At 62.7% G+C, this 20351-nt stretch carries 16 protein-coding genes; 5 read left to right on the forward strand and 11 right to left on the reverse strand.

What is annotated here, in order from left to right:
• Positions 1 to 22: 22 nt before the first annotated feature.
• Positions 23 to 1210: an aspartate aminotransferase family protein gene (locus JXQ94_RS10360; protein WP_421923699.1), complete on the reverse strand. Its 1188-nt coding sequence runs from the start codon at positions 1208 to 1210 to the stop codon at positions 23 to 25.
• Positions 1211 to 1291: 81 nt separating this feature from the next.
• Positions 1292 to 2104 carry an ABC transporter permease gene (locus JXQ94_RS10365; RefSeq protein WP_421923700.1) on the reverse strand — a complete coding sequence of 271 codons (813 nt, stop codon included), beginning with the start codon at positions 2102 to 2104 and terminating at the stop codon, positions 1292 to 1294.
• Between the two features lie 204 nt (positions 2105 to 2308).
• Here JXQ94_RS10365 and JXQ94_RS10370 point away from each other — a divergent pair, with 204 nt between their 5' ends.
• Positions 2309 to 2839 (forward strand): GcrA family cell cycle regulator, encoded by a 531-nt coding sequence (locus JXQ94_RS10370; protein ID WP_421923701.1) that lies wholly within the window; start codon positions 2309 to 2311, stop codon positions 2837 to 2839.
• Between the two features lie 195 nt (positions 2840 to 3034).
• Here the strand turns inward: JXQ94_RS10370 and JXQ94_RS10375 are convergent, their stop codons facing one another.
• Both JXQ94_RS10375 and JXQ94_RS10380 read right to left on the reverse strand, forming a co-directional pair.
• Complete coding sequence (locus JXQ94_RS10375; protein ID WP_421923702.1) at positions 3035 to 3367, reverse strand: hypothetical protein; 333 nt, start codon at positions 3365 to 3367, stop codon at positions 3035 to 3037.
• 2 nt (positions 3368 to 3369) lie between these two features.
• Positions 3370 to 4356, reverse strand: a complete 987-nt coding sequence (locus tag JXQ94_RS10380; RefSeq protein WP_421923704.1) for a sodium-dependent bicarbonate transport family permease — start codon at positions 4354 to 4356, stop codon at positions 3370 to 3372.
• A 253-nt stretch (positions 4357 to 4609) separates the two neighbouring features.
• Here JXQ94_RS10380 and JXQ94_RS10385 point away from each other — a divergent pair, with 253 nt between their 5' ends.
• On the forward strand, positions 4610 to 5521 hold the full coding sequence (locus tag JXQ94_RS10385) for a LysR substrate-binding domain-containing protein (RefSeq protein ID WP_421923705.1): 912 nt from the start codon (positions 4610 to 4612) through the stop codon (positions 5519 to 5521).
• Here JXQ94_RS10385 and JXQ94_RS10390 read toward each other — a convergent pair.
• The 7 genes from JXQ94_RS10390 to JXQ94_RS10420 form a co-directional block, all read right to left on the reverse strand.
• Complete coding sequence (locus JXQ94_RS10390) at positions 5518 to 6759, reverse strand: vanadium-dependent haloperoxidase (protein ID WP_421923706.1); 1242 nt, start codon at positions 6757 to 6759, stop codon at positions 5518 to 5520. The two genes, JXQ94_RS10385 and JXQ94_RS10390, sit on opposite strands and share 4 nt — an antisense overlap.
• Before the next feature lie 86 nt (positions 6760 to 6845).
• The gene (phoB, locus tag JXQ94_RS10395) at positions 6846 to 7535 is read right to left on the reverse strand and encodes a phosphate regulon transcriptional regulator PhoB (protein WP_421923707.1); all 690 of its coding nucleotides are present in this window, start codon (positions 7533 to 7535) and stop codon (positions 6846 to 6848) included.
• 33 nt (positions 7536 to 7568) lie between these two features.
• Positions 7569 to 8252 carry a phosphate signaling complex protein PhoU gene (phoU, locus tag JXQ94_RS10400; protein ID WP_421923708.1) on the reverse strand — a complete coding sequence of 228 codons (684 nt, stop codon included), beginning with the start codon at positions 8250 to 8252 and terminating at the stop codon, positions 7569 to 7571.
• 32 nt (positions 8253 to 8284) lie between these two features.
• On the reverse strand, positions 8285 to 9076 hold the full coding sequence (gene pstB, locus JXQ94_RS10405; RefSeq protein ID WP_421923709.1) for a phosphate ABC transporter ATP-binding protein PstB: 792 nt from the start codon (positions 9074 to 9076) through the stop codon (positions 8285 to 8287).
• Between the two features lie 4 nt (positions 9077 to 9080).
• A complete protein-coding gene (pstA, locus tag JXQ94_RS10410; RefSeq protein ID WP_421923710.1) occupies positions 9081 to 10823 on the reverse strand; it encodes a phosphate ABC transporter permease PstA in 1743 nt (580 codons plus the stop codon).
• Positions 10816 to 12516: a phosphate ABC transporter permease subunit PstC gene (gene pstC / locus JXQ94_RS10415; protein ID WP_421923711.1), complete on the reverse strand. Its 1701-nt coding sequence runs from the start codon at positions 12514 to 12516 to the stop codon at positions 10816 to 10818. The genes pstA and pstC overlap by 8 nt, the downstream gene beginning before the upstream one ends.
• Positions 12517 to 12675: 159 nt before the next feature.
• Positions 12676 to 14061, reverse strand: a complete 1386-nt coding sequence (locus JXQ94_RS10420) for an ATP-binding protein (RefSeq protein WP_421923712.1) — start codon at positions 14059 to 14061, stop codon at positions 12676 to 12678.
• 274 nt (positions 14062 to 14335) lie between these two features.
• Here JXQ94_RS10420 and JXQ94_RS10425 point away from each other — a divergent pair, with 274 nt between their 5' ends.
• From JXQ94_RS10425 to JXQ94_RS10435, 3 genes are read left to right on the forward strand one after another with little or no spacing between them, the layout of a single operon-like run.
• On the forward strand, positions 14336 to 15751 hold the full coding sequence (locus JXQ94_RS10425; protein ID WP_421923713.1) for an efflux transporter outer membrane subunit: 1416 nt from the start codon (positions 14336 to 14338) through the stop codon (positions 15749 to 15751).
• 2 nt (positions 15752 to 15753) lie between these two features.
• Positions 15754 to 17025 carry an efflux RND transporter periplasmic adaptor subunit gene (locus JXQ94_RS10430; RefSeq protein ID WP_421923714.1) on the forward strand — a complete coding sequence of 424 codons (1272 nt, stop codon included), beginning with the start codon at positions 15754 to 15756 and terminating at the stop codon, positions 17023 to 17025.
• 29 nt (positions 17026 to 17054) lie between these two features.
• Positions 17055 to 20273 (forward strand): efflux RND transporter permease subunit, encoded by a 3219-nt coding sequence (locus tag JXQ94_RS10435; RefSeq protein ID WP_421923715.1) that lies wholly within the window; start codon positions 17055 to 17057, stop codon positions 20271 to 20273.
• Positions 20274 to 20351: the final 78 nt, after the last annotated feature.

The following is a 20351-nucleotide window of genomic DNA, read 5'->3' on the forward strand; positions in this document are numbered from 1 at the left end:
TCGTTCTCTGTCTGGCCTGGAATCAGGCGGTCTTTTCCAGGGCAGCCAGTGCGTCGTCAAGCACCGAGACCGCCTCGCTGGCATCTTGCTTGGTGATGATCAGCGGCGGCGCCATGCGCGAGACATTATCGCCGGCAGCGCCGATCAGGAGATGGCGATCGCGGGCCAGGCCTGCAAGCTTCTTGGGGTCATATCCCGGCTTCAGCTTGACACCGATCAGCAATCCCTTGCCGCGCACTTGCTCGATCTTGTCACCATGGCGATCCATCAACCCGTGCAGCTGCTGGGTCAGATAGTTGGACACATCAACCACCTGCTCCATGAAACCGTCAGACGTCAGCTCGTCGAAAACAACATTGCCCACGGCCATGGCCAGCGGTCCGCCGCCATAGGTCGAGCCGTGCGTGCCGACGACCATGCCTTCGGCTGCAGCTTCGGTGGCGAGGCAGGCGCCCATCGGGAAACCGCCGCCAATACCCTTGGCAGCCGCCATGATATCGGGCTCCGCGCCCTCGACCCACTGGTGGGCGAAGAGCTTTCCCGTCCGGCCCGCGCCGGACTGGACTTCATCATAAATCAGCATCAGGCCGTGCTCATCACACAGATCGCGCAGACCGCGCAGGCATTGCTCGGGAACAGCCCGGACGCCGCCCTCACCCTGAACCGGCTCGATGCAGATCGCGGCGGTCTCGTCGGAGATGGCAGCCTTGAGCGCCTCATGATCGCCGAACTCGACCTGGTCGAACCCTTCCATCGCCGGACCGAAGCCCTCGAGATATTTCGGATTGCCGCCGGCATTGATCGCGCCATAGGTGCGACCGTGAAACGCCCCGGTGAAGGTGATGATGCGATAACGCTGCGGATTGCCGTTCACATAGTGATAGCGACGCGCGGTCTTGAGCGCGCACTCCATCGCCTCGGCACCGGAATTGGTGAAGAAGACGCGGTCGGCGAACGTCGCCTTGGTCAGCTTGTCGGCGAGGTCGACACCGGCCGGCACCTTGAACATGTTGGACAGGTGCCAGAGCTTGCCGGCCTGTTCGGTGAGCGCAGCCACGGCTTTGGGATGGGCATGGCCCAGGCAGTTCACGGCGATCCCCGAAATGAAGTCGAGATACCCATCGCCATCCGCGGTGTAGAGGCGCGGTCCCTTGCCATGGTCAAAGACCAGATCCGGCGGGGCGTAGGTATCCATCATCGGTGCGGGCATATCGTTTCCTCCTGGAGTGTCCGGCTGGATTGTCCGGCCCTGTCTGGATGCGGGCCTTTCTTCTCCTCTAGGCCGCCCCGTTCAGCTCTTCAAGCGCCAGCCTGCATGCAGCAGCCCGTAGCTGAGCGCCCCCAGCGCAAGGTTGATCACCGCCACCAGAATGACACCGATCACAAGATTGCCATCGGCATGGCCGGTAAAGCCGTAGCGGAAGCCGTCAATCATGTAGAAGAAAGGATTGAAATGACTGATCGTCGCCAAGGGTCCGGGCAGGTTGGTGATCGAGTAGAACGTTCCCGACAGGAAGGTCAGCGGCGTGATCACGAAGGTCGTGACCGCCGCCATGTGATCGAATTTCTCCGCCCACAGGCCGCCAATAATCCCGATCATCGCCAGCATCGCCGCAGCGCTGAAGCCGAAATAGACGACCGCCCACCAATGGTCGGGCACGACATCGATGAAGGGGATCAACGTCAGCGCGGTGACAGCGGCCACCAGGACGCCGCGGGTCATCGCGCCGCCGGTAAAGGCGATGAACAATTCCAGCGCCGAGAGCGGTGGCATCAGGAAATCAACCGTATTGCCCTGGACCTTGGACACGAGGATGGACGAGCCGGAATTGGCAAACGCGTTGTTGAGCAATCCCATCAGGATCAGGCCCGGCGCCAGGAATTCCGCGAAGGGAATTCCGCCAACATCCCCGCGTCGCGCACCGATCGCGACAGCAAAGACGGTCATGTAAAGCAGCGTCGTGGCGACCGGGGCGAGCACGGTCTGCATGCCGACCTTCAAGAATCGGCGCACTTCCTTCTTGTACAGGGTCCATAAACCCAAGGCATTGAAAAGGCCGAACTTCTTGGGCTGTGGAAAATCAGTTAAGGCGGCGTTACTCATATCGAATTACCCTTAATACCCCGGTAACCATCTGCGTTAACGATTGGGGCTGCAAGTGAGCTTTCCACAGGTATGACCAGAACTCGATCTTGTGGCATCAGCTCGCGTAGGTACAATATCTAGTGTAATCAAACATGCATTGAGCAATGCGCAGTTTACCCTCAACAAGGTAGGCAAGCGCATCCCAGACGGGAGACAAGGGCGATGGCTTGGACTGACGAACGCGTAGAAGAACTCAAGAAACTCTGGTCGGAAGGCCTGAGCGCGAGTCAGATTGCAAAACAGCTCGGTGGTGTGACTCGCAATGCCGTTATTGGCAAGGTCCACCGTCTGGGTTTGTCAGGTCGTGCGACACCGTCACGTCCGGCCCGCCGGACCGCCAAACCTTCCCGGCCTCGCGCAACAACGGCTTCCACCGCGCCGGCCCGAACTGTCGCGCGCCCCGCCCCCTCAGCGCCCCCGGCCGCCGCGCCGGCGCCGGTGGAGCCAGCCGTCCTTCCCTCCGGTGAATTTGCCACCGTGCTGACCCTTCGCGAAAGCATGTGCAAATGGCCGATCGGCGATCCGGCCCAATCGGAATTCCGTTTCTGCGGACGCAAGGCGGACACGGGCCAGGCCTATTGCAACGCCCACTCTGACATGGCCTACCAGCCCAGCCAGAAACGTCGCCGTCGCAATTCCGACGCCTCCGCTGCACTCGACGCGATTGCTGCCACGCGCCGCTATAATTTCTGACCCGACCCTCACCCAGGTTCCGGGACAGACCATGGCCGCCTCGTTCTCGAGGCGGCCGTTTTTTTTGACCCTTCAGGCACCTGTTCAACGGGGTTGGGGTCAACACGCCCCGTCCCGCACTGATTTCGAACGCGGACATCCAGCTCAGCGGCAATGACCCTGGCATGACCGACCGGTCAGTCGCCCTTGTTCGCGCTAGTCCTTGCGAGCATCGGGGCCCGCTACCTGCCGTCGCAGCCAGTCTTTCTGGCAATAGAGATCGGCGGAGAAGTCCTCCAGCAAGGGGTCCAGCCGCGTCAGGAGGGCGTCGAACGCTGACCCGGCGACGAAAAAGACAAGGGCTGCCTGCCTCCCGGCATCCACAATATGCCCGCTGCGGTTCCAGTGGTCCTCACCCTGCCGACCCCGCGCCAAGGGGCGCACGGTCCAGTGCGTCACGTCAGCCGCGGCCAGACAGGTCTCGAATTTCGGCATGTGGACCTCGTCAGCGAGGATTTCCACGCGAACCTTCGATTGCCAGTTTTGCATGATCAAACCTCCAGAATACGGCCGGCGAGCCAAGCATAGACCGGTATGCCGACGATCAGGTTGAACGGGAAGGTGACGCCAAGTGACAGCGTCAGCGAAAGCGCCGCCTTGGCCTGTGGCAAGGCGAGACGCATGGCCGCGGGGACCGCGATATAGGACGCCGACGCAGACAAGGTCATCAACAGCGCCCCATCTCCGGGCGACAGGCCGATCAGCCAGCCGGCAAACAGTGCGATCGCGGCACCGATGACCGGCATGTACAGACCGAACCCGATCAGCGGGAGGCGCAGCAAATTCCGATGCTGGATCAATCCCCGCCCGGCTATGAGGCCCATGTCGAGCAGGAAGAGGCAGAGCACGCCGCGGAAAATGTCCACAAAGAAGGGCTCCACCGTCGCCATGCCGGCCGGCCCGCTGATCCAGCCAATCGCGAAGGCGCCCAGCAGCAGCAGGATCGAGCCATTGGTGAAGGCATCGCGGATGACCGATGATGAGAGGGCGGATCCGGATCCGCCGGACTTTGCCAAGGCTCGCCCTGCCAGAATGAGTCCCGTCAGGATGGCCGGCGCTTCCATGGCCGCCGCAACCGCAACCATATAGCCGCCTCCGGCCTGGCCCAGTGCCGCGCCGGCATCATTGGCCGCGATGAAGGTGACAATGGAGATTGAGCCATAGTGAGCGGCGATCGCGGCAGCGTCGATCCGGGACACGCCTGTTGTCGCCCTCAGAAGGCCGAAGCCGATCAGGGGCAAGCCGGCGGACAGGATGATCCCGGCACAAAGCAGTAGCATCAGGGATGACGGATCGGCCATCGCCATCTCGGCACCGCCCTTGAAACCGATCGCCATCACGAGATAGAGCGACAAGCCCTTGGCTATGGCTTCCGGGATGGCCAGGTCGGACCGGACAATGGCAGCCAGCAATCCAAGGACGAAAAAGAGTACAGCCGGTGAGAACAGGGTCGTTCCGGCGAGGCTTAGCCAATCCATTTCATACTCCTGGGATCGCGTTGCGGGCTTCTCACACAAGAAGAGGCCCGGCCAGAGACTTGCGGGGACACGCAAAACTGGCCGGGCCTGCCGGTCTCGGACGGGCATTTGCGAGGCATGCCCGAATGTTGCCGATCACCGGCCTTGCTACGCCTCGATCACAACAGGGACGATCAGGCAGGGCGTGTTTACCTCCACCAATTAGATAGCTAAATAATAAGAAACCGATCTTCGAAGTAGGAAAAAGCTATAGATGCGCCCGACGCTCCGCCAATTACAATACCTCGTTGCAACTGCCGATACCGGCCGTTTCTCGGACGCGGCCGAACGGCTTCATGTCAGTCAGCCAAGCCTGTCGGCGCAGATCGCCGAGGCCGAGTCCCATCTGGGAGCAATCGTGTTCGAGCGAGGACGACATGGCGCGAGAGTGACGCCACTCGGCGCCGAAATCGTGCGCCGAGCCCGTTATGTCCTGCGCCAGATGGAAGACATGCAATCCATCGCGAAAAGCGGCGGGCTCGGGCTATATGGCCGCGTCCGGATGGGCGTCCTGCCCACGATCGGACCATATCTCCTGCCGCGGGCGACGGGCGCACTGCACCGGGAGTTTCCCGACCTTCGGCTCTCCATCCGCGAGGAATCGACAGTCCAGCTCCAGGAGAAACTGACCGATGGGCAGATGGACGTCCTGATCTCGACGCCGGAAGACCATACCCCGACCGCCTCCGAGCATCTCTTTCGGGAAACCCTCTGGGTTGCCGTTCCGGCCGACGATGCTCTGGCCGGGGATTCCGCGCCGATCAAGCTCTCCGAGTTGACGGGACGCCCCTTGCTGACACTCGGCATGGGCCACCGACTGACATCGCTGGTGTCGGAACTCGCCCATGCGGCGGGCGCCTTTGTATCGACCGATTATGAGGGCACGAGTCTCGATGCGATCCGGCACATGTCGGCGCTGGGTGCCGGCGTGGCCATCTTGCCTCAACTCTATGTCACCTGCGAGGCCCGCCGGGACGATATTCTCGTCTACCGGCGGATCGACGCCCCGATTGCGGAGCGCGATATCGCCCTGGTGTGGCGACAGGGCTCGCCCCTCCACGATGGCTTCACACAGCTCGCAAACGTTCTCCGCACGGCCGCGCGCTCAGCCCTGTCCGCAAACTAGTCAGACTCGACCTCTTGCCCGAAACGCTCCAGGGCCAGGTCAGCCGCGGCGCGTCCGATGGCTTCGGCATCCTCGTTTGAAAAGCGGTAATGCACGCCGCCATACAGGCGTGACATCGACATACGAAGACTGAAGGCGTCGAGATCGGCGATGGCTTCGACCAGATCCGGCGCGTCCTCGGCATAGACATCCACCGTCTCGCCGTCCTCAAGCGTGAAGGTCGCAGACAGGACCGCCGAAACGGCGGCGCCGTAAGAACAGTGTGCGCACGGGTATTCCGGGTGCCGCGGCGTATTCAGAAGCGGCATCCATCCGGCCTCGATTTCCGTGTCATCGCGACCATCCAGATCCGCATTGCGGATGGCCGTCAGCGGGCGCCAGAACTGGAAATGATCCTTCGCCTCACCGGTCGCGAGGCCTGCATCCGACGTCGCCAGCGACATCAGCGCCATCACGCGCGCGGTATCCAGCATGTCGAGTTCCCTGCGCTCGGCGAGCTGCATGACGAGCGGTTCCCAGTCCTTCGACACCCAGAAACGGGCCTCGGCACTCTGCTCGGGCGTGCGGATTTCGCTGTCGCGCGCGCCCAGAGTCATGACTTCGTTGAAATTGTCGGCCCACGCCTGGCTGTCCAGGGCGGGCGGCCCGTCCGGACGCAGGTCGGTGGACGCCTCCATCAGCCAGGGTTGAACGTTCAGCCCGCCCCGGAAGTAGGGCAGTTCGGTCGGCACCCATCGGCCAGCCGTCGTAAAGGGGCGATAGGGCGGAACCTCACCTGTCGTCGCTCCGGCCTGGATCATGACCCGGTCGACCACCGCGTCGGCAATCTGGTGTGCGGCCATCACCGCCGCTTCGCTATGGCCTTCGCTGACTGCATTCAGGCGCGCCTCGATCGCGTCATCAGCACTGCTGCCATACAAACGCTGCAGCAAGGCCGCCGCGGCGAAGTGAGCGGCGAGGTCCGGGTCGCCCGAAGCCTCTGGCAGGTCATCAAAATAGGGTGTGTAGCGTTCCTCTACCGCATTGGCAGCACTGAACAATGCCAGATCGAGCGCCGCGCTGGCCCGAAAATGGGCCGGCGTGCGTTCGCCGCCAGCCTCATTGAACTGGGACGCTACATCGGAGCGGATGTCGCGCCATGCGAACACATCGCTCCAGTCCTCGGCGACAGCAGACGCTCCGACCGCCACCGCAAGCACGCTCGCGGACACAAATTGCAGACTGTTGATCTTGATCATGATTCCCCCCAGAGCTGATCTCTGTGGTAAACCCTAGAGCGCGATCGCGGACCTGTCACACAAATATGGTCAGGCCGCCAAGGACATCACGCATTCACGTCGAAGGCATAGCCGGCGGAGCGGACAGTACGGATCGGATCACGCTCTTCCTTGGTGTTGAGCGCCTTGCGCAAACGTCCCACATGGACGTCGACGGTCCGCGCCTCGACATAAACGTCAGACCCCCAGACCGCGTCGAGCAATTGCTCGCGTGAGAAGACGCGACCGGGATGCTGCATGAGATAGTCCAGCAGCCGGAACTCGGTCGGTCCGAGGTGAATTTCCCGGTCCGCGCGCCGGACCCGGTGAGCGACCCGGTCCATGCTGATGTCGCCAGCCTCGATGACGTCCCCCGCAAGCCCCGGCCGGATTCGGCGCAGGACGGCACGGATGCGGGCGAAAAGCTCGGTCATGGAAAAGGGTTTGACGACATAGTCGTCTGCGCCGGTATCCAGGCCGCGGACACGATCGGTTTCCTCACCCCGTGCGGTCAGCATGATGATCGGCACATTGGCGGTTTCCTGGCGGCCGCGCAGACGGCGACAGACTTCGATGCCGGAGACTTTCGGCAGCATCCAGTCGACCAGGACCAGATCCGGTGTCGACTCCTCAGCCTGTATCAGGGCCTCTTCGCCATCGCGGGCAACCGAAACCGAATACCCCTCCTTCTCCAGATTGTACTGAAGCAGGGTGGCCAGGGCATCTTCATCTTCAACGACAAGGACTTGCGGATTCATCGATTGGCTCCGGGCTATCGATCACAAACAGAGTCAGTGCGGTCCGTCTTCCACCAGCGGAGAGGCGGTCACCATGAAATGAACGGCTTCGGCAATATTGGTCGCGTGGTCGCCGATGCGTTCGAGATTCTTGGCCACGAAGAGGATGTGGACACCCGGTCCGACAAGACCGGAATCCTCGGTCATCGACATCAGCATCTCGCGCACCAGCGTATTGTAGCGCTCATCGACCTCGTCATCAGAATGCCAGACCCGGACGGCGGGCTCGACATCGGCCGAGGACAGGGCGTCGAGGACCTCACTCAATTGCTTGATCACAATGGCGCCCAGACGTTCGACCTGCTGGGTCAGCGGCATCGGCGCATACCCCGCAAGGTCGCCGGCCCGATAGGCAATATTCTTGGCCAGATCCCCGACCCGCTCGAGATCGGTGGCGATCTTGAGTGCGGAGATGGTCATGCGCAGATCCGTCGCCAGCGGCTGGCGCAGGGCGAAAAGGCGCAGGACACGCTTCTCGATATCGACCTGCAGCGCATTGACCTGGGCTTCGCGCGCCTTGATGTCGGCCTTCATGCTGGCATCACGCCTGACAACCGCCGAGATCGACTTCTCGAGCTGCGTCTCGACGAGTCCGCCCATCCGGGCCAGATCGTCGGAGAGCTGATCGAGTTCCTCGCCATAGGCGGTGACGATGTGGGCAGTTCTGGAAAGCGCCATTGACTGGCCCTCCTCTCGATAAACGCGATGGCCTAGCCGAAGCGTCCGGTGATGTAGTCCTGCGTGCGGGTGTCGCGCGGATTGGTGAAGATGTCTTCGGTCGACCCGTATTCGACCAGATGGCCCATGTGGAAGAAGGCCGTGTGCTGCGAAACCCGGGCCGCCTGCTGCATCGAGTGGGTTACAATGATGATGCAGTAATTCTCGCGCAGCTCGTCGATCAGCTCCTCGATCCGCGCGGTCGCGATCGGATCCAGGGCCGAACACGGCTCATCCATCAGGATGACTTCCGGATTGACCGCGATGGCACGGGCGATCACGAGGCGTTGCTGCTGGCCACCGGACAGACCGGTGCCGGGGTGGTTGAGCCGGTCGGATACCTCGTCCCAGAGCCCCGCCTTGCGCAGGGCGTTTTCGACAATCTCGTCCAGCTCCGGACGCGTCAGGGCGAGGCCATGAATGCGCGGGCCATAGGCGACATTGTCATAGATCGACTTGGGGAAGGGATTGGGTTTCTGGAACACCATCCCGACGCTGGCGCGCAGCACCACCGGGTCGATCGTCTTGTCGTTGATTTCCTGACCATCGATTGTCAGGGAACCACCGACGACGGCGCCATCAATCGTGTCATTCATCCGGTTGAGGCAGCGCAGGAAGGTCGACTTGCCGCAGCCCGACGGGCCAATGAAGGCCGTGACCGAACGGTCCGGAATGTCGATCGAGACATCATGCAGCGCCTGTTTGCCGGAATAGCTCACCGTCACCTTGCGTGCGGTGACCTTGATCGGCAGATCAGCGGGTGGATTGAGAGGGGTATCGGTCATGAAACTACCATCTCCGCTCGAAGCGACGGCGCAGATAGATGGCCAGGGCATTGAAGCCGATCATCAGCGCGAGAAGAACAAGGATTGCGGCGGCGGTGCGAGCCTGGAACGCCCGTTCAGCACCATCCGACCACAGGAAAATCTGGACCGGCATCACGGTTGCCGGCTCGGTAAAGCCTTCCAGCCCCAGCGTCGGCGCATCGGCAATGAAGGCCACCATGCCGATCATCAGCAGCGGCGCTGTCTCACCCATGGCCTGGGCCAGGCCGATAATGGCACCGGTCAGGATACCCGGGGCAGCGAGCGGCAGGACGTGATGGAAAACGGTCTGCGTCCGTGAGGCCCCGACAGCCAGCGCCGCCTCGCGGATGGATTGCGGCACCGCCTTGAGCGCCGCGCGTGTGGCGATGATCACCGTTGGCAGCGTCATCAGCGACAGGACAAGACCCCCGACCAGCGGTGCCGAGCGCGGCAGGCCGAAAGCATTGATGAAAACCGCGAGACCAAGCAGGCCGAAGACAATCGACGGCACGGCGGCGAGATTGTTGATATTGACCTCGATCAGCGCGGTAAACCGGTTCTTCGGGGCATATTCTTCAAGGTAGAGCGCGGTGAAGACACCGATCGGCACCGAGATGATGATGGTGATGATCATCGTCAGGATGGAGCCGTACAGCGCACCTTTCACACCGGCCAGCTCGGGTTCCCGGCTGTCGGCATTGGCGAAAAGATAGGTATTGAAGGCCGCACTGATCGCCCCGCGTGCTTCCAGGGCCCGCGTCCAGACAATCAACTGATCAGACACGCGGCGACGTTCGGCCGGCGTATCGATCACCTGGAGCGACCAATTGCTTTCGCCCTCAATGGCTTCACTGCCGAGCAGGAAGCGCCCCGTGCCGCCCGCGCCATTGCGCGCCAGATCGGTCAGGAGGACCGTGCGGCCATCGCTTTCAACCAGAATGCTCGGCAGGCTGCCATCGAGCTCAATCGGCCCGGCCTCCGTCTCGAGCCTGGCGCGGATGTCAGCGGCCTGGCGCCGGTTGAGCTCGGCGTCATAGAGCATGTCTTCAGCTTGGGTGCCGCTCAGCCCTTCCGCCCGTTCGGCCAGCATGTCCGCGTCGACTTCCAGCAAGGTGGCGCGCGCGCGAAGTGTGCGGGCGACTTCCGACGCCAGGTCGCGGAAATCAGTGGCGCTGGAACGGACGATGACGCCATCGTCCGAAACGTCCAGGCTGAGCGTGCCTTGCGGCTCGAAACTGCGCTCGTCGACCAGCATTCCCTTGAGATAGAGATCGAGATCATCGGCCAGCGGCATGGTGAAACGGTGCTGCGTCCCGATCAGGGTCGGATCCTCGAGCACCTCATCCATCAGTCGGGTGGCGTTAAGCGCGGTATAAAGGCTGAACAGATTGCGGAGATCGCGACGGCCCGTCACCTCCGGGAATTCGGTACGGACAGCGTTTTGCAGGATCCGGCTATAGCTGCCCCGACGCAAAGACTCCTCGCTGCGCTCGCCCGACGGATCAACAAGCGCCTCGTCGAGATCCACGGTCAGGTGCAGCTGGTTGGCCGAAAAGGCCGGCAGGCCCCCGCTGACAATGGAGCTCAGCAGAAGGATCAGAATGCCGACGGCCGCGGCGACGGCGGCCAGGCCTGCGGCGCGGAAGCGCGACTCCGCACGATAGCGCGAGCCGAGATTCTTGCTGACGGCGATCCGGATCGGCGAGATGTCGGGCGTATCAGTCATATTTTTCCCGGTATCTTTGCACAACGCGCAGGGCGATGACGTTCATCACCAGGGTGATGACGAAGAGGACCAGGCCCAGCGCGAAGGCGGACAGGGTCTTGGGACTGTCGAATTCCTGGTCGCCGGTCAGCAGCATCACGATCTGAACCGTGATCGTGGTGACCGATTCCAGCGGATTGGCGGTCAGGTTGGCGCCCTGCCCGGCTGCCATGACAACGATCATGGTCTCGCCGACAGCGCGTGACACGGCCAGCAGGATGGAACCGACAATACCCGGCAAGGCGGCCGGAATAATGACGCGCCCGATTGTCTCCGACTTGGTCGCGCCCATGGCGTAGGACCCGTCGCGCAGGGATTGCGGCACGGAATTGATCACGTCATCACTGAGCGAGGAGATGAAGGGGATGATCATCACGCCCATGACCAGACCCGCCGACAGCGCACTCTGGGTCACGACGTCTTCAATTCCGATCATGGCGAAGAAGCCGCGAATGGCCGGGCCGACGGTGAGCAGGGCAAAGAAGCCGTAGACCACGGTCGGCACACCCGCGAGAATTTCCAGGACCGGCTTGGCGGTCAGGCGGAAACGGGGGCCGGCGTACTCCGACAGATAGATGGCCGACAGCAGGCCGATCGGAACCGCAACAATCATCGCAATCACGGTGATCATCGCCGTTCCGGCGAAGAGCGGCACAGCGCCAAAGGCGCCGGATTGACCAACCTGGTCGGCACGCAGGGCAATCTGCGGCGACCATTGCAGGCCGAACAGGAAGTCGGTCAGCGGCACGGTCGAGAAGAAGCGCAGGCTCTCGAAGAGCAGGGAGAAAACGATCCCGACCGTGGTCATGATGGCGATAACCGAGGACAGGAAGAGCATGGCCGTGACCAGGCTCTCGACATGATTGCGCGCGCGGAAGGCGGCAGCGATCTGGCTCCGGGTCCGGATCAGCCCGCCCAGGGCGATGACAATGGCGATTCCGGCGACCAGATTGCGCAGCTGGCTGGCATGACGGCGCATGATCGAAGCCGCCGCATCCAGTTCGGGACTGGCGCGGCTGGCGAGCCCATCCGTCGCGATCCGGCGGGCATCTGCCAGGAAGAGCTGACGCCGCTCGCGCGGCGAATGCATGAGTTCGAATCCGGCCAGCGCCCGGATCGGCGCTGCGGACGCGACCGCTTCGTCCAGAACGGCATCGCGCAGGATAGTGCGCCGATCGAGGCGAACTTCTTCAGCGGTCGCCAGCTGATTGACCAGATCGGTGTATTCGCTTTGCAGCGCCTCCAGGCGCGCCGGGTCCCGGTCACTGCCTCTGGCGCTGCGCAAATCGGCCATGTTCTCCGCGGCACTGTCGGATCGCTCGCGCAGCACGGCGAGGGCCTCCAACACGGCCAGGGTCTCGGGATCGGCGGCCAGCGCCTCCTCGAAACTCGCGGTCAGTTCGGCAGCATCACGGCGCAATTCCGATGCGGTCAGGCGATCGATCAGGCTGGTGCCGAAGATGCCGAAAAACGCGAGCAGGATGAAAGCCGGCAGGCCGGTCCAGATGGCGACATAATATCCGTGATAATTCGGCAGGGAGTGCAGACGTGCGGTCGCCCCGGACACGGCGGAAATCGCCCGTGACCGACCGACATAGAAGCCGCCGGCCAGCATCACGATGATCGCAAGTGCGACTATGGCGATAATGGACATGCAATTCCCCTCGGCTCGCCGATCGGTGGTCCGTTTCCCTATGCACCGAGTCGTTTCCGATGCCCGCTGCGAGCCCCGTTTATGACAAGCGGGCTACAGTTTTGTGACAACGACCGGCTTGCCTGCAGGGAATATCGACATGCCTGGGCAACCCTCTGATTAATCGGTATTTTTTCGAGAAGATTCCGGCATGGGCAGATATACACTGAAGATTGAACCCGCGCCCGGGAGGCTCTCGACGGTGAAACCGCCGCGATGCCGGGTGATGATATGCTTGACGATGGCGAGACCGAGGCCGGTTCCCTCCCGGGGGCCGCTCTTCTGACCATCCACGCGGTAGAAGCGTTCGGACAGGCGCGGCAAATTGCGGCGCTCAATGCCCTGGCCACCGTCACGAATTCGGACGGCCACAAAGTGGTCGCCAGGCTCGGAGGCCGGCGCCGCGAGGGTCAGGCGACTGGCCTCGGGGCCGAGCGTCAGGCCGGGACGCTCCGCCTGGTCACGACCGAGATGGCCTGACAAGCGGATCTCGACCGTCGACCCGGCACCGGAATACTTGATCGCATTCTCGACCAGATTCATCACGACTTCGAGCAATTGGTCACGGTCACCAATCGCGAGGGCCGGTTCGATCTGCAAGTCGAGCTCGATCGATTTCTCGCTGATCTGTGGTCGCAGGACATCCACCACATCATCAATGATCGCGCCCAGGTCTGCCGTACTGTTGGGCGGGACATGTTCGTCCATCTCGACCCGCGACAGCGAGAGGAGATCATTGATCAGACGTTGCATGCGCTCGGTCTGATCGAACATGATCGCCAGGAAGCGAGCGCGTGCGTCCGGGTCGTCCTTGGCGTGCCCGCGCAGCGTTTCGATAAAGCCGGCGAGCGAGGCCAGCGGTGTCCGCAGCTCATGGCTGGCATTGGCGAGGAAGTCGGCCCGCATGCGATCCGCGCGCTTGATTGACGTCTCGTCGGACAGGACCAGCATGGCGCGCCAGGGCATGGATGGATCCCGCTGCGAGGCCAGCGGTGCAACATGGGCGCGGACATGACTCTCGACCGGCGACATTATCGAGTATTCGACCGGGGCCACGGTCTGACCGCGCAGGGCTGCACTGACCGCCTCCAGAACCAGCGGCTGGCGCAGGACCGCTGACAAATGTCCGGTCACCGCGTCAAGACCGAGAAACTCGCGCGCGGCCGGATTGGCAATCTCGATCCGCCCGCCCGCACCGACCAGGAGCACGGGAATGGGCAGGTTTTCGAGCATCACCTTGGCGCGTTGCGCCTCATCTGCCTCTTCGCTGTCGCGCGCCAGCAGTGCCTGGTTTCCAGAAGCAGGATTGAGCGTAGTGCTGACGGTCAGGTAATAGAATGTGGACAGGGCAGCGATCGTCGCAATGGCCACGACCGTTTCCAGGAAGCCCAGCTCGCCAAACAGCCAGAACAGCACGAGCACCATGCTGCCCAGTGCCGCAACGGCGGCAGTGTCACGTCGCCGGATGCGGATCAACGGCGCGTCGGAAGCCCTTTTATTGCTCAAGTTTTAGTCGCTTTCAGGCCGATCTTGGGTCATGAAGCCGCCAACCGGGCCGGGGCCAGTGTCTCAGCTACACGCCATCTAGCCCGATTTGCATCCAAATGACGAGCCTGCGGCATCTAAACCGTGATGACAGGCCCGGTACATCACGAATTTCGAGAGAGTTTTCATGCCATTCGCTAATCATTTAGTGTTTTTCGATAAAAATCTGTTGACTTTCGCTATGCCCTTTCTAGGATGCCGGTCTAATCAGGATCAAGACGTGCGGGGACAACGCATGGCAAAACGTTTGCTAGTAATCGCCACAGCACTGGCCACCGCCTCCTGCAGCTCGCTGCAGGCCTTCGAGACGCGGGAATTCGGTTCCGAAGGGGTTCTCCCCTCGGCACCGTCGTCCTGGTCTGCAGGTAATGGTGAAGCCGGAGCAGAACTCGCCCGTGACTGGGTTGCCTCCTTACAGGATGAGCGCCTTTCGGCGCTGATCGACGAAGCTTTCGACGGCAATCCGTCGTTGGCCCAGTCGCTGGCGCGCTATCACGGCGCGGTCGCGGCAGCCCGTATTGACGGGGCGCGCTACCTGCCATCGCTCGATGGCAGTGTGACCTATCAACGCTCCCAGCCGAATGTCGGCTCGGGATCGGACAGTTTCGGGCTCGGCCTCTCGGCCTCCTGGGAGACCGATCTCTGGGGCGCCCTGCGGGATAATGCACGTGCCGGCGGGCTCAATGCCGAGGCCGCTGCGGAAGACGTCCGGGCGAGCCAGCTGTCGGTCGCCGGGCTGGTCGCCAAGGGCTGGTTCTCGCTGATCGAGGCCCGCCTCCAGACGGAACTGGCCGAACGCGATGTCGCCACGCGCCAGAACTCGCTGAACCTCACCGAACGCCGCTTCGCTCGTGGACTTGTCCGCAGCTCCGACGTCCGCACCGCGCGCAGCGCCCTGGCGTCTTCGCAAGCCGCACTGGCCTCGCGCCAGCGGTCCGAATCCGCTTCGGCGCGCAGCCTTGAAACCCTGCTCGGTCGCTACCCGGCTGCCTCGCTTGCACCAGAGGCTGACTTCCCGGAATTCGGCGCGATTGGCGGCCTCGGCACGCCGATCGACATGCTGACACGTCGGCCCGACGTCCGGGCTGCCGAGAACCGCCTGACCGCCGCCGGCTTCCAGGCCGAAGCGGCCGCCAAGGCGCTCATTCCCAGCCTCTCCTTGCGCGGTTCGTCGGGCACGGGCGGGGTCGATGTCTCCGATCTTCTCGATCTCGACACCCTGGTCTCCAGCGTCACGGCTTCGCTGGTCGCCCCGATTTTTGACGGTGGACGCCTGATCGCACAGCGCGACCAGGTCTATGCCAATGCCGAAGGTCTGGTGGCCAGCTATATCGCGACCGTTCTGACCGCATGGCAGGAGTCGGAGAACGCCATTCATGCCGATGGCATTCTCGCCCAGCGGGTCGAGAACCTGCAGCAGGCCTATGAAGAAGCCGCCGCCGCCGAGGACCTTGTGGTCCGCGAATACGCCCGCGGCGTATCCACCATCTTCGAACTGCTGACCGCGCAATCCCGGCGCATCAGCGCTGAAAGTCAGTACATCTCGGCACGTCGCGAGCGCGCGACCAATCGTGTCGATCTTTATCTCGCCCTCGCCGGCGATTTCTCCGCGGCCCAGTCCGCAGACCCGGCCGCGTACACAGGAGAATAATCATGGGCAAGTTTATCGGACGCTTTTTGATCTTTGTTGTCGTCGGCATCGTCGGCGTCGGCGTCATCGCCTCCCAGTTCATGACGCAGGAAGAGCCGGAGCGCGCCAACGCCGCGCCACGCCCGGTCGCTGTTTTTGTTGACGAGGCCCGGTTGGACTCGGTGGCCCTTCAGGTCACATCCCAGGGTGAAGCCCGCCCTCGCACCCAGATCAGTCTGGTGCCGCAGGTTGCCGGTCGCATCACCTATGTGAATCCGAACTTTATCGAAGGCGGTTTCTTCGAAGCCGGCGAAACCCTCGTCCAGATCGACGATGCCGACTATCGCCTCGCGGTGACCCGCGCCTCGGCCCAGGTCGCCCAGGCAGAGCAGGCCCTCGCCCGCGAGCGCGCTGAATCCGAACTGGCGGCGAGCGAATGGGAAGAATTGGGAGACGGCGAAGCCTCCTCCCTGACCCTGCGCGAACCGCAAATGGCCGAAGCCCGCGCCCAGCTGGCCGCCGCCAATGCTTCCTTGCAATCCGCTCGCCTGGACATGGCACGGACCCGCATCTCGGCGCCTTTCAGCGGCCGTGTACGGGCCAAGAATGCCGATCTCGGCCAGTATGTGGCCCCGGGCACCCCGCTGGGTGAGGTTTTCTCGACGGATGCCGTGCTGGTGCGCCTGCCTCTGACCGATCACGAGCTGGGTCTGCTGGGTATTCCGATTGCCTACAACGCCGCTGGCGGTGCCGGCATGCCGGTCGAGCTCAACGCAACCCTGGCTGGTCGCCAGCTCACCTGGCAGGGCCATATCATCCGCACAGACAGCGCCATCGACCCGCAGACCCGCGTGCTTTACGCGATTGCCGAAGTCACCGATCCGTACGGCGACGGCGCCTCTGATGGAACGCCGCTGGCAGTCGGCCTCTTCGTGACCGCCAATATCACCGGTCGCGATGTCGAGAATGCCTACGTCCTGCCGCGCTCAGCGCTGCGTGGCCAGAGCAATGTCTATGTCGCCGAAGAAGGCGGGACGCTCTCGGTCCGTACGGTCGAGGTAATCGACTCGAACGCACAGGAAGTCATTGTTTCGTCCGGCGTACGCGGCGGCGAGATGGTGGTCACCTCCCCGATCCGCGGTGCCAGCGACGGCATGCGCATCCAGACCTTCGGGGATGATGGCGAACTGATCGCGGCCTATTCCGCGACCTATGACGATGAACCGGCCGAAGAAGGCCTGGCAGAAACCGAGACAGGCGAAGCAGATAGCGACGCTGTCGCGAGCGCTGGCTAAGCGACGGAACCACACGGAGGACAACGGCGATGACCGATCCCAACACCACTCATGAAGAAGCCCCGCGGGGCGGCATTGTCGGCTGGTGGGCGCGGAATACCGTCGCCGCCAACCTGGTCATGATCATCGCCGTTGTCGGCGGTTTCATCGGCTACAACTCGCTCAACCGCGAGGTCTTCCCGACCGTCTCGGTGAACGGTGCCAGCGTCTCGGTGGCCTGGCCCGGCGCCTCCCCGCAGGAGGTCGAAGAACAGATCATCGTGCGGATCGAGGAAGCGCTGTCCGACATGGACGGCATCGAGACGATCACCTCCACCGCCCGTGAAGGCGGCGGCAATATCAATATCGAGGGCAAGCGCTCGGTTGATGTCGGCGAGTTCATCGACGCCATCAAGCTGGAAGTGGACTCGGTCAACAACCTGCCGCAATCCGCCTTCCGACCGGTCGTGACGCCCTGGCGCTCACAGGACCAGGTCGTCGGCTTTGCCGTCCACGGCAGCGCCGACCGGCGGGACTTGCAGGCCATTGGCCGCGAGATCCGTGACGAAGTCGCCCAGCTGCCGGGTGCCTCCATCGTCAATATGTGGGCGACCCGGGGCGAAGAGGTCTCGATCGAGGTCTCCGAGGAAAACCTGCGTCGCTATGACCTGACCTTTGACGAGATCGTGCGCGCCGTGCGCTCGAGCTCGCTCAATGCCTCGGCCGGCAGCGTCCGCACGGAGCTGGGTGATGTGAGCATCACCTCGCGCCAGCTGGCCGATACCGCGCCGGAATTCGAGGAAATCATCATCCGTCAGACGTCGGATGGCGGCACGCTGCGCGTCCGCGATGTGGCCCAGGTCACCGACGGCTTCTCCGACTTCAATCTCGAAGCGACCTATAATGGCGAGTCCATGGTGCTGGTCGTTGTGGAAACCTCGCCGAATATCGACGTTGTCGACACCTCGCGGCAGGTGCGCGACTATATCGACCGCAAGCGCCTGGAACTGCCCGATGGTGTTCACCTCTCTTTGTGGTGGGACAATTCGGAGATGTATACGGGCCGCATGGAAACGATCGCCAACTCCGCCCTGTTCGGGGGTGTGCTGGTCCTGATCGTGCTCTTCCTCTTCCTGCGCCCCATCGTCGCCTTCTGGGTGACCATCGGCATCTTCGTTGCCTTCGGCGGCGCCTTCCTGCTGTTGCCCATGATGGGCGTCACGCTGAACATGCTGTCGCTGTTCGCCTTCCTCCTGGTGATCGGCATCGTCGTCGATGATGCGATCGTGGTAGGTGAGAATATCTACGACAGGGTCGAACGCGGGGAACCGGGTCTGACAGCCTCGATCGTTGGCACGCAAATGGTGGCCAAGCCGGTCATCTTCGCCGTCATCACCACGATCATGATGTTCTCGCCCTGGATGCTGCTGACGGGGCCGGAAGTTCAGTTCACCCGCCAGATCTCGCTGGTCGTGATCGCGGCGCTGGCCTTCTCGCTGATCGAATCCCTGCTCATCCTGCCGGCCCACCTGTCGCACATGAAGCCGCAGTCCAGCAAAGGCTTCTTCGGCCCGCTGATCGCGTTTCAGCGCGCCATTGCCGGTACGCTTCTCAGCTTTGCCCGCGGCGTTTATCGCCCGGTCGCCAAGGCGTGTATTCGCAATCGTTATGCGACCTTCTTCGGCTTCCTGCTGATCTTCGTTATCTCCATCTCCCTGATGATGACCAACCGCGTTGGGTCGGTCTTCATGCCGCAGATCGAAAACGAGACGATCCAGACGTCGATCACCCTCGCCGAGGGCACCCCATGGGGCCGGACCGAGCAGGTGCGTCAGCAGCTCGATCGCGCCCAGGACGAAGCGCTCAGCTATTACCGCGAGCAATTCCCGGGTGAAGTCGACATGATCGAGAGCCGCTCGACCCTGGCAACGGATGGTCGTATCCGCGCCTGGATCACCCTGGCCGATCCGGAAGACCGTCCGGGCAATCTTCCGACCTCGGAAGTCGCTGCCCAGATCCGTGAATTCCTGGGGCCGATTCCGGATGCCGAGGAAATCCGTCTCGACTCGACCATCAATAATGGTGGCAATGGCATGCGCTTCGCCCTGTCCGGCCAGAATCTGGACGAATTGCGGGCGGCTGCCGATGATCTGAAGGAACAGCTGCGCAGCTATGACACCCTGTATGATGTCGTCGACAGCATGCAGACCTCGACCGAGGAATTGCAGGTCCGCCTGCGTCCGAACGCCCAGGCGCTCGGTCTGACCCTCGCCGATGTCACCAATCAGGTGCGTCAGTCCTTCTACGGCGTCGAAGCCCAGCGCCTGCCGCGTGACGGTCAGGATGTACGGGTCATGATCCGCCTGGATGCCGCCTCGCGTCGGTCGCTGGATACCTTCCGCGATATCCGCATCCGCACCACGGACGGACGTGAAGTTCCGCTGGCGGCAGTCGCCGAGGCTGATTTCGCTCCGGGCCTGAACCGGATCAATCGCCGCAATGGTATGCGCACCATCACGGTCAGCGCGGAACTGTCGGACCCGGCAGCCCGCGGCGATATCGATACGGCGCTGAGCGAAGACTACTGGCAGGCTTTCGAGGCTCGCTTCCCGCACGTTTCACGGGACGAGATCGGCCAGGCCGAGGGTCAGCGCGAATTCATGGCGGAAGTCATGGTCCTGCTCGCCTTCGCCCTGATCTCGATGTACCTGCTGCTGGCGATCGCCTTCCGCTCCTACTTCCAGCCGATCGTGATCATGATCGCCATCCCGTTCTCACTGACCGGCGCCATTTTCGGACATTATCTGTTCGACATGCCGATTGCCCTCTTCTCCTATTTCGGGGTCGGAGCTGCGGCAGGCGTCGTCATCAATGACAACCTGGTGCTGATCGACTTCGTGAACCGGTTGCGCGCCAATGGTGTCGGGGCCTTCCAGGCCCTGGTTGATGCCGGTGTGCAGCGTTTCCGCCCGATCCTGCTGACCTCGGTCACCACTTTCCTCGGGATCTTCCCGATGATGGCCGAGCGTTCGACACAGGCGGAATTCCTCAAGCCGATGGTCGTCGCCCTGGGCTTCGCCGTTATCTTCGCCCTCTTCCTGACGCTGATCATGGTTCCGGCCATGTATGCGATCGGGGTCGACATCGCCCGCTTCTTCCGGATGGTGTGGACAGGCAAGAAGCAGCCCGGCCTGGGTGAGCACTACGCCGACACCGACTTCGCCCATGGCGAGCAGGCCGGTCATCTCGACCACTCGCCTGCCGAATAATTGGCGTCAAAACGCCCCGCGTTGTATCTAGCGCGGGGCGTTTTTACGTCTTGGACCTAAAAACAAGGGGATCACAGA

The organism is Maricaulis maris, assembly GCF_049116555.1.
GTDB classification, from domain to species: Bacteria; Pseudomonadota; Alphaproteobacteria; order Caulobacterales; family Maricaulaceae; genus Maricaulis; species Maricaulis maris_C.

What these genes read in the sequence shown, in the direction of transcription:
- JXQ94_RS10360 (WP_421923699.1), bottom strand. Translation starts at nt 1,210, where the DNA reads ATGCCCGCACCGATGATGGATACCTACGCCCCGCCGGATCTGGTCTTT.
- JXQ94_RS10365 (WP_421923700.1), bottom strand. Translation starts at nt 2,104, where the DNA reads ATGAGTAACGCCGCCTTAACTGATTTTCCACAGCCCAAGAAGTTCGGC.
- JXQ94_RS10370 (WP_421923701.1), top strand. Translation starts at nt 2,309, where the DNA reads ATGGCTTGGACTGACGAACGCGTAGAAGAACTCAAGAAACTCTGGTCG.
- JXQ94_RS10375 (WP_421923702.1), bottom strand. Translation starts at nt 3,367, where the DNA reads ATGCAAAACTGGCAATCGAAGGTTCGCGTGGAAATCCTCGCTGACGAG.
- JXQ94_RS10380 (WP_421923704.1), bottom strand. Translation starts at nt 4,356, where the DNA reads ATGGATTGGCTAAGCCTCGCCGGAACGACCCTGTTCTCACCGGCTGTA.
- JXQ94_RS10385 (WP_421923705.1), top strand. Translation starts at nt 4,610, where the DNA reads ATGCGCCCGACGCTCCGCCAATTACAATACCTCGTTGCAACTGCCGAT.
- JXQ94_RS10390 (WP_421923706.1), bottom strand. Translation starts at nt 6,759, where the DNA reads ATGATCAAGATCAACAGTCTGCAATTTGTGTCCGCGAGCGTGCTTGCG.
- phoB (WP_421923707.1), bottom strand. Translation starts at nt 7,535, where the DNA reads ATGAATCCGCAAGTCCTTGTCGTTGAAGATGAAGATGCCCTGGCCACC.
- phoU (WP_421923708.1), bottom strand. Translation starts at nt 8,252, where the DNA reads ATGGCGCTTTCCAGAACTGCCCACATCGTCACCGCCTATGGCGAGGAA.
- pstB (WP_421923709.1), bottom strand. Translation starts at nt 9,076, where the DNA reads ATGACCGATACCCCTCTCAATCCACCCGCTGATCTGCCGATCAAGGTC.
- pstA (WP_421923710.1), bottom strand. Translation starts at nt 10,823, where the DNA reads ATGACTGATACGCCCGACATCTCGCCGATCCGGATCGCCGTCAGCAAG.
- pstC (WP_421923711.1), bottom strand. Translation starts at nt 12,516, where the DNA reads ATGTCCATTATCGCCATAGTCGCACTTGCGATCATCGTGATGCTGGCC.
- JXQ94_RS10425 (WP_421923713.1), top strand. Translation starts at nt 14,336, where the DNA reads ATGGCAAAACGTTTGCTAGTAATCGCCACAGCACTGGCCACCGCCTCC.
- JXQ94_RS10430 (WP_421923714.1), top strand. Translation starts at nt 15,754, where the DNA reads ATGGGCAAGTTTATCGGACGCTTTTTGATCTTTGTTGTCGTCGGCATC.
- JXQ94_RS10435 (WP_421923715.1), top strand. Translation starts at nt 17,055, where the DNA reads ATGACCGATCCCAACACCACTCATGAAGAAGCCCCGCGGGGCGGCATT.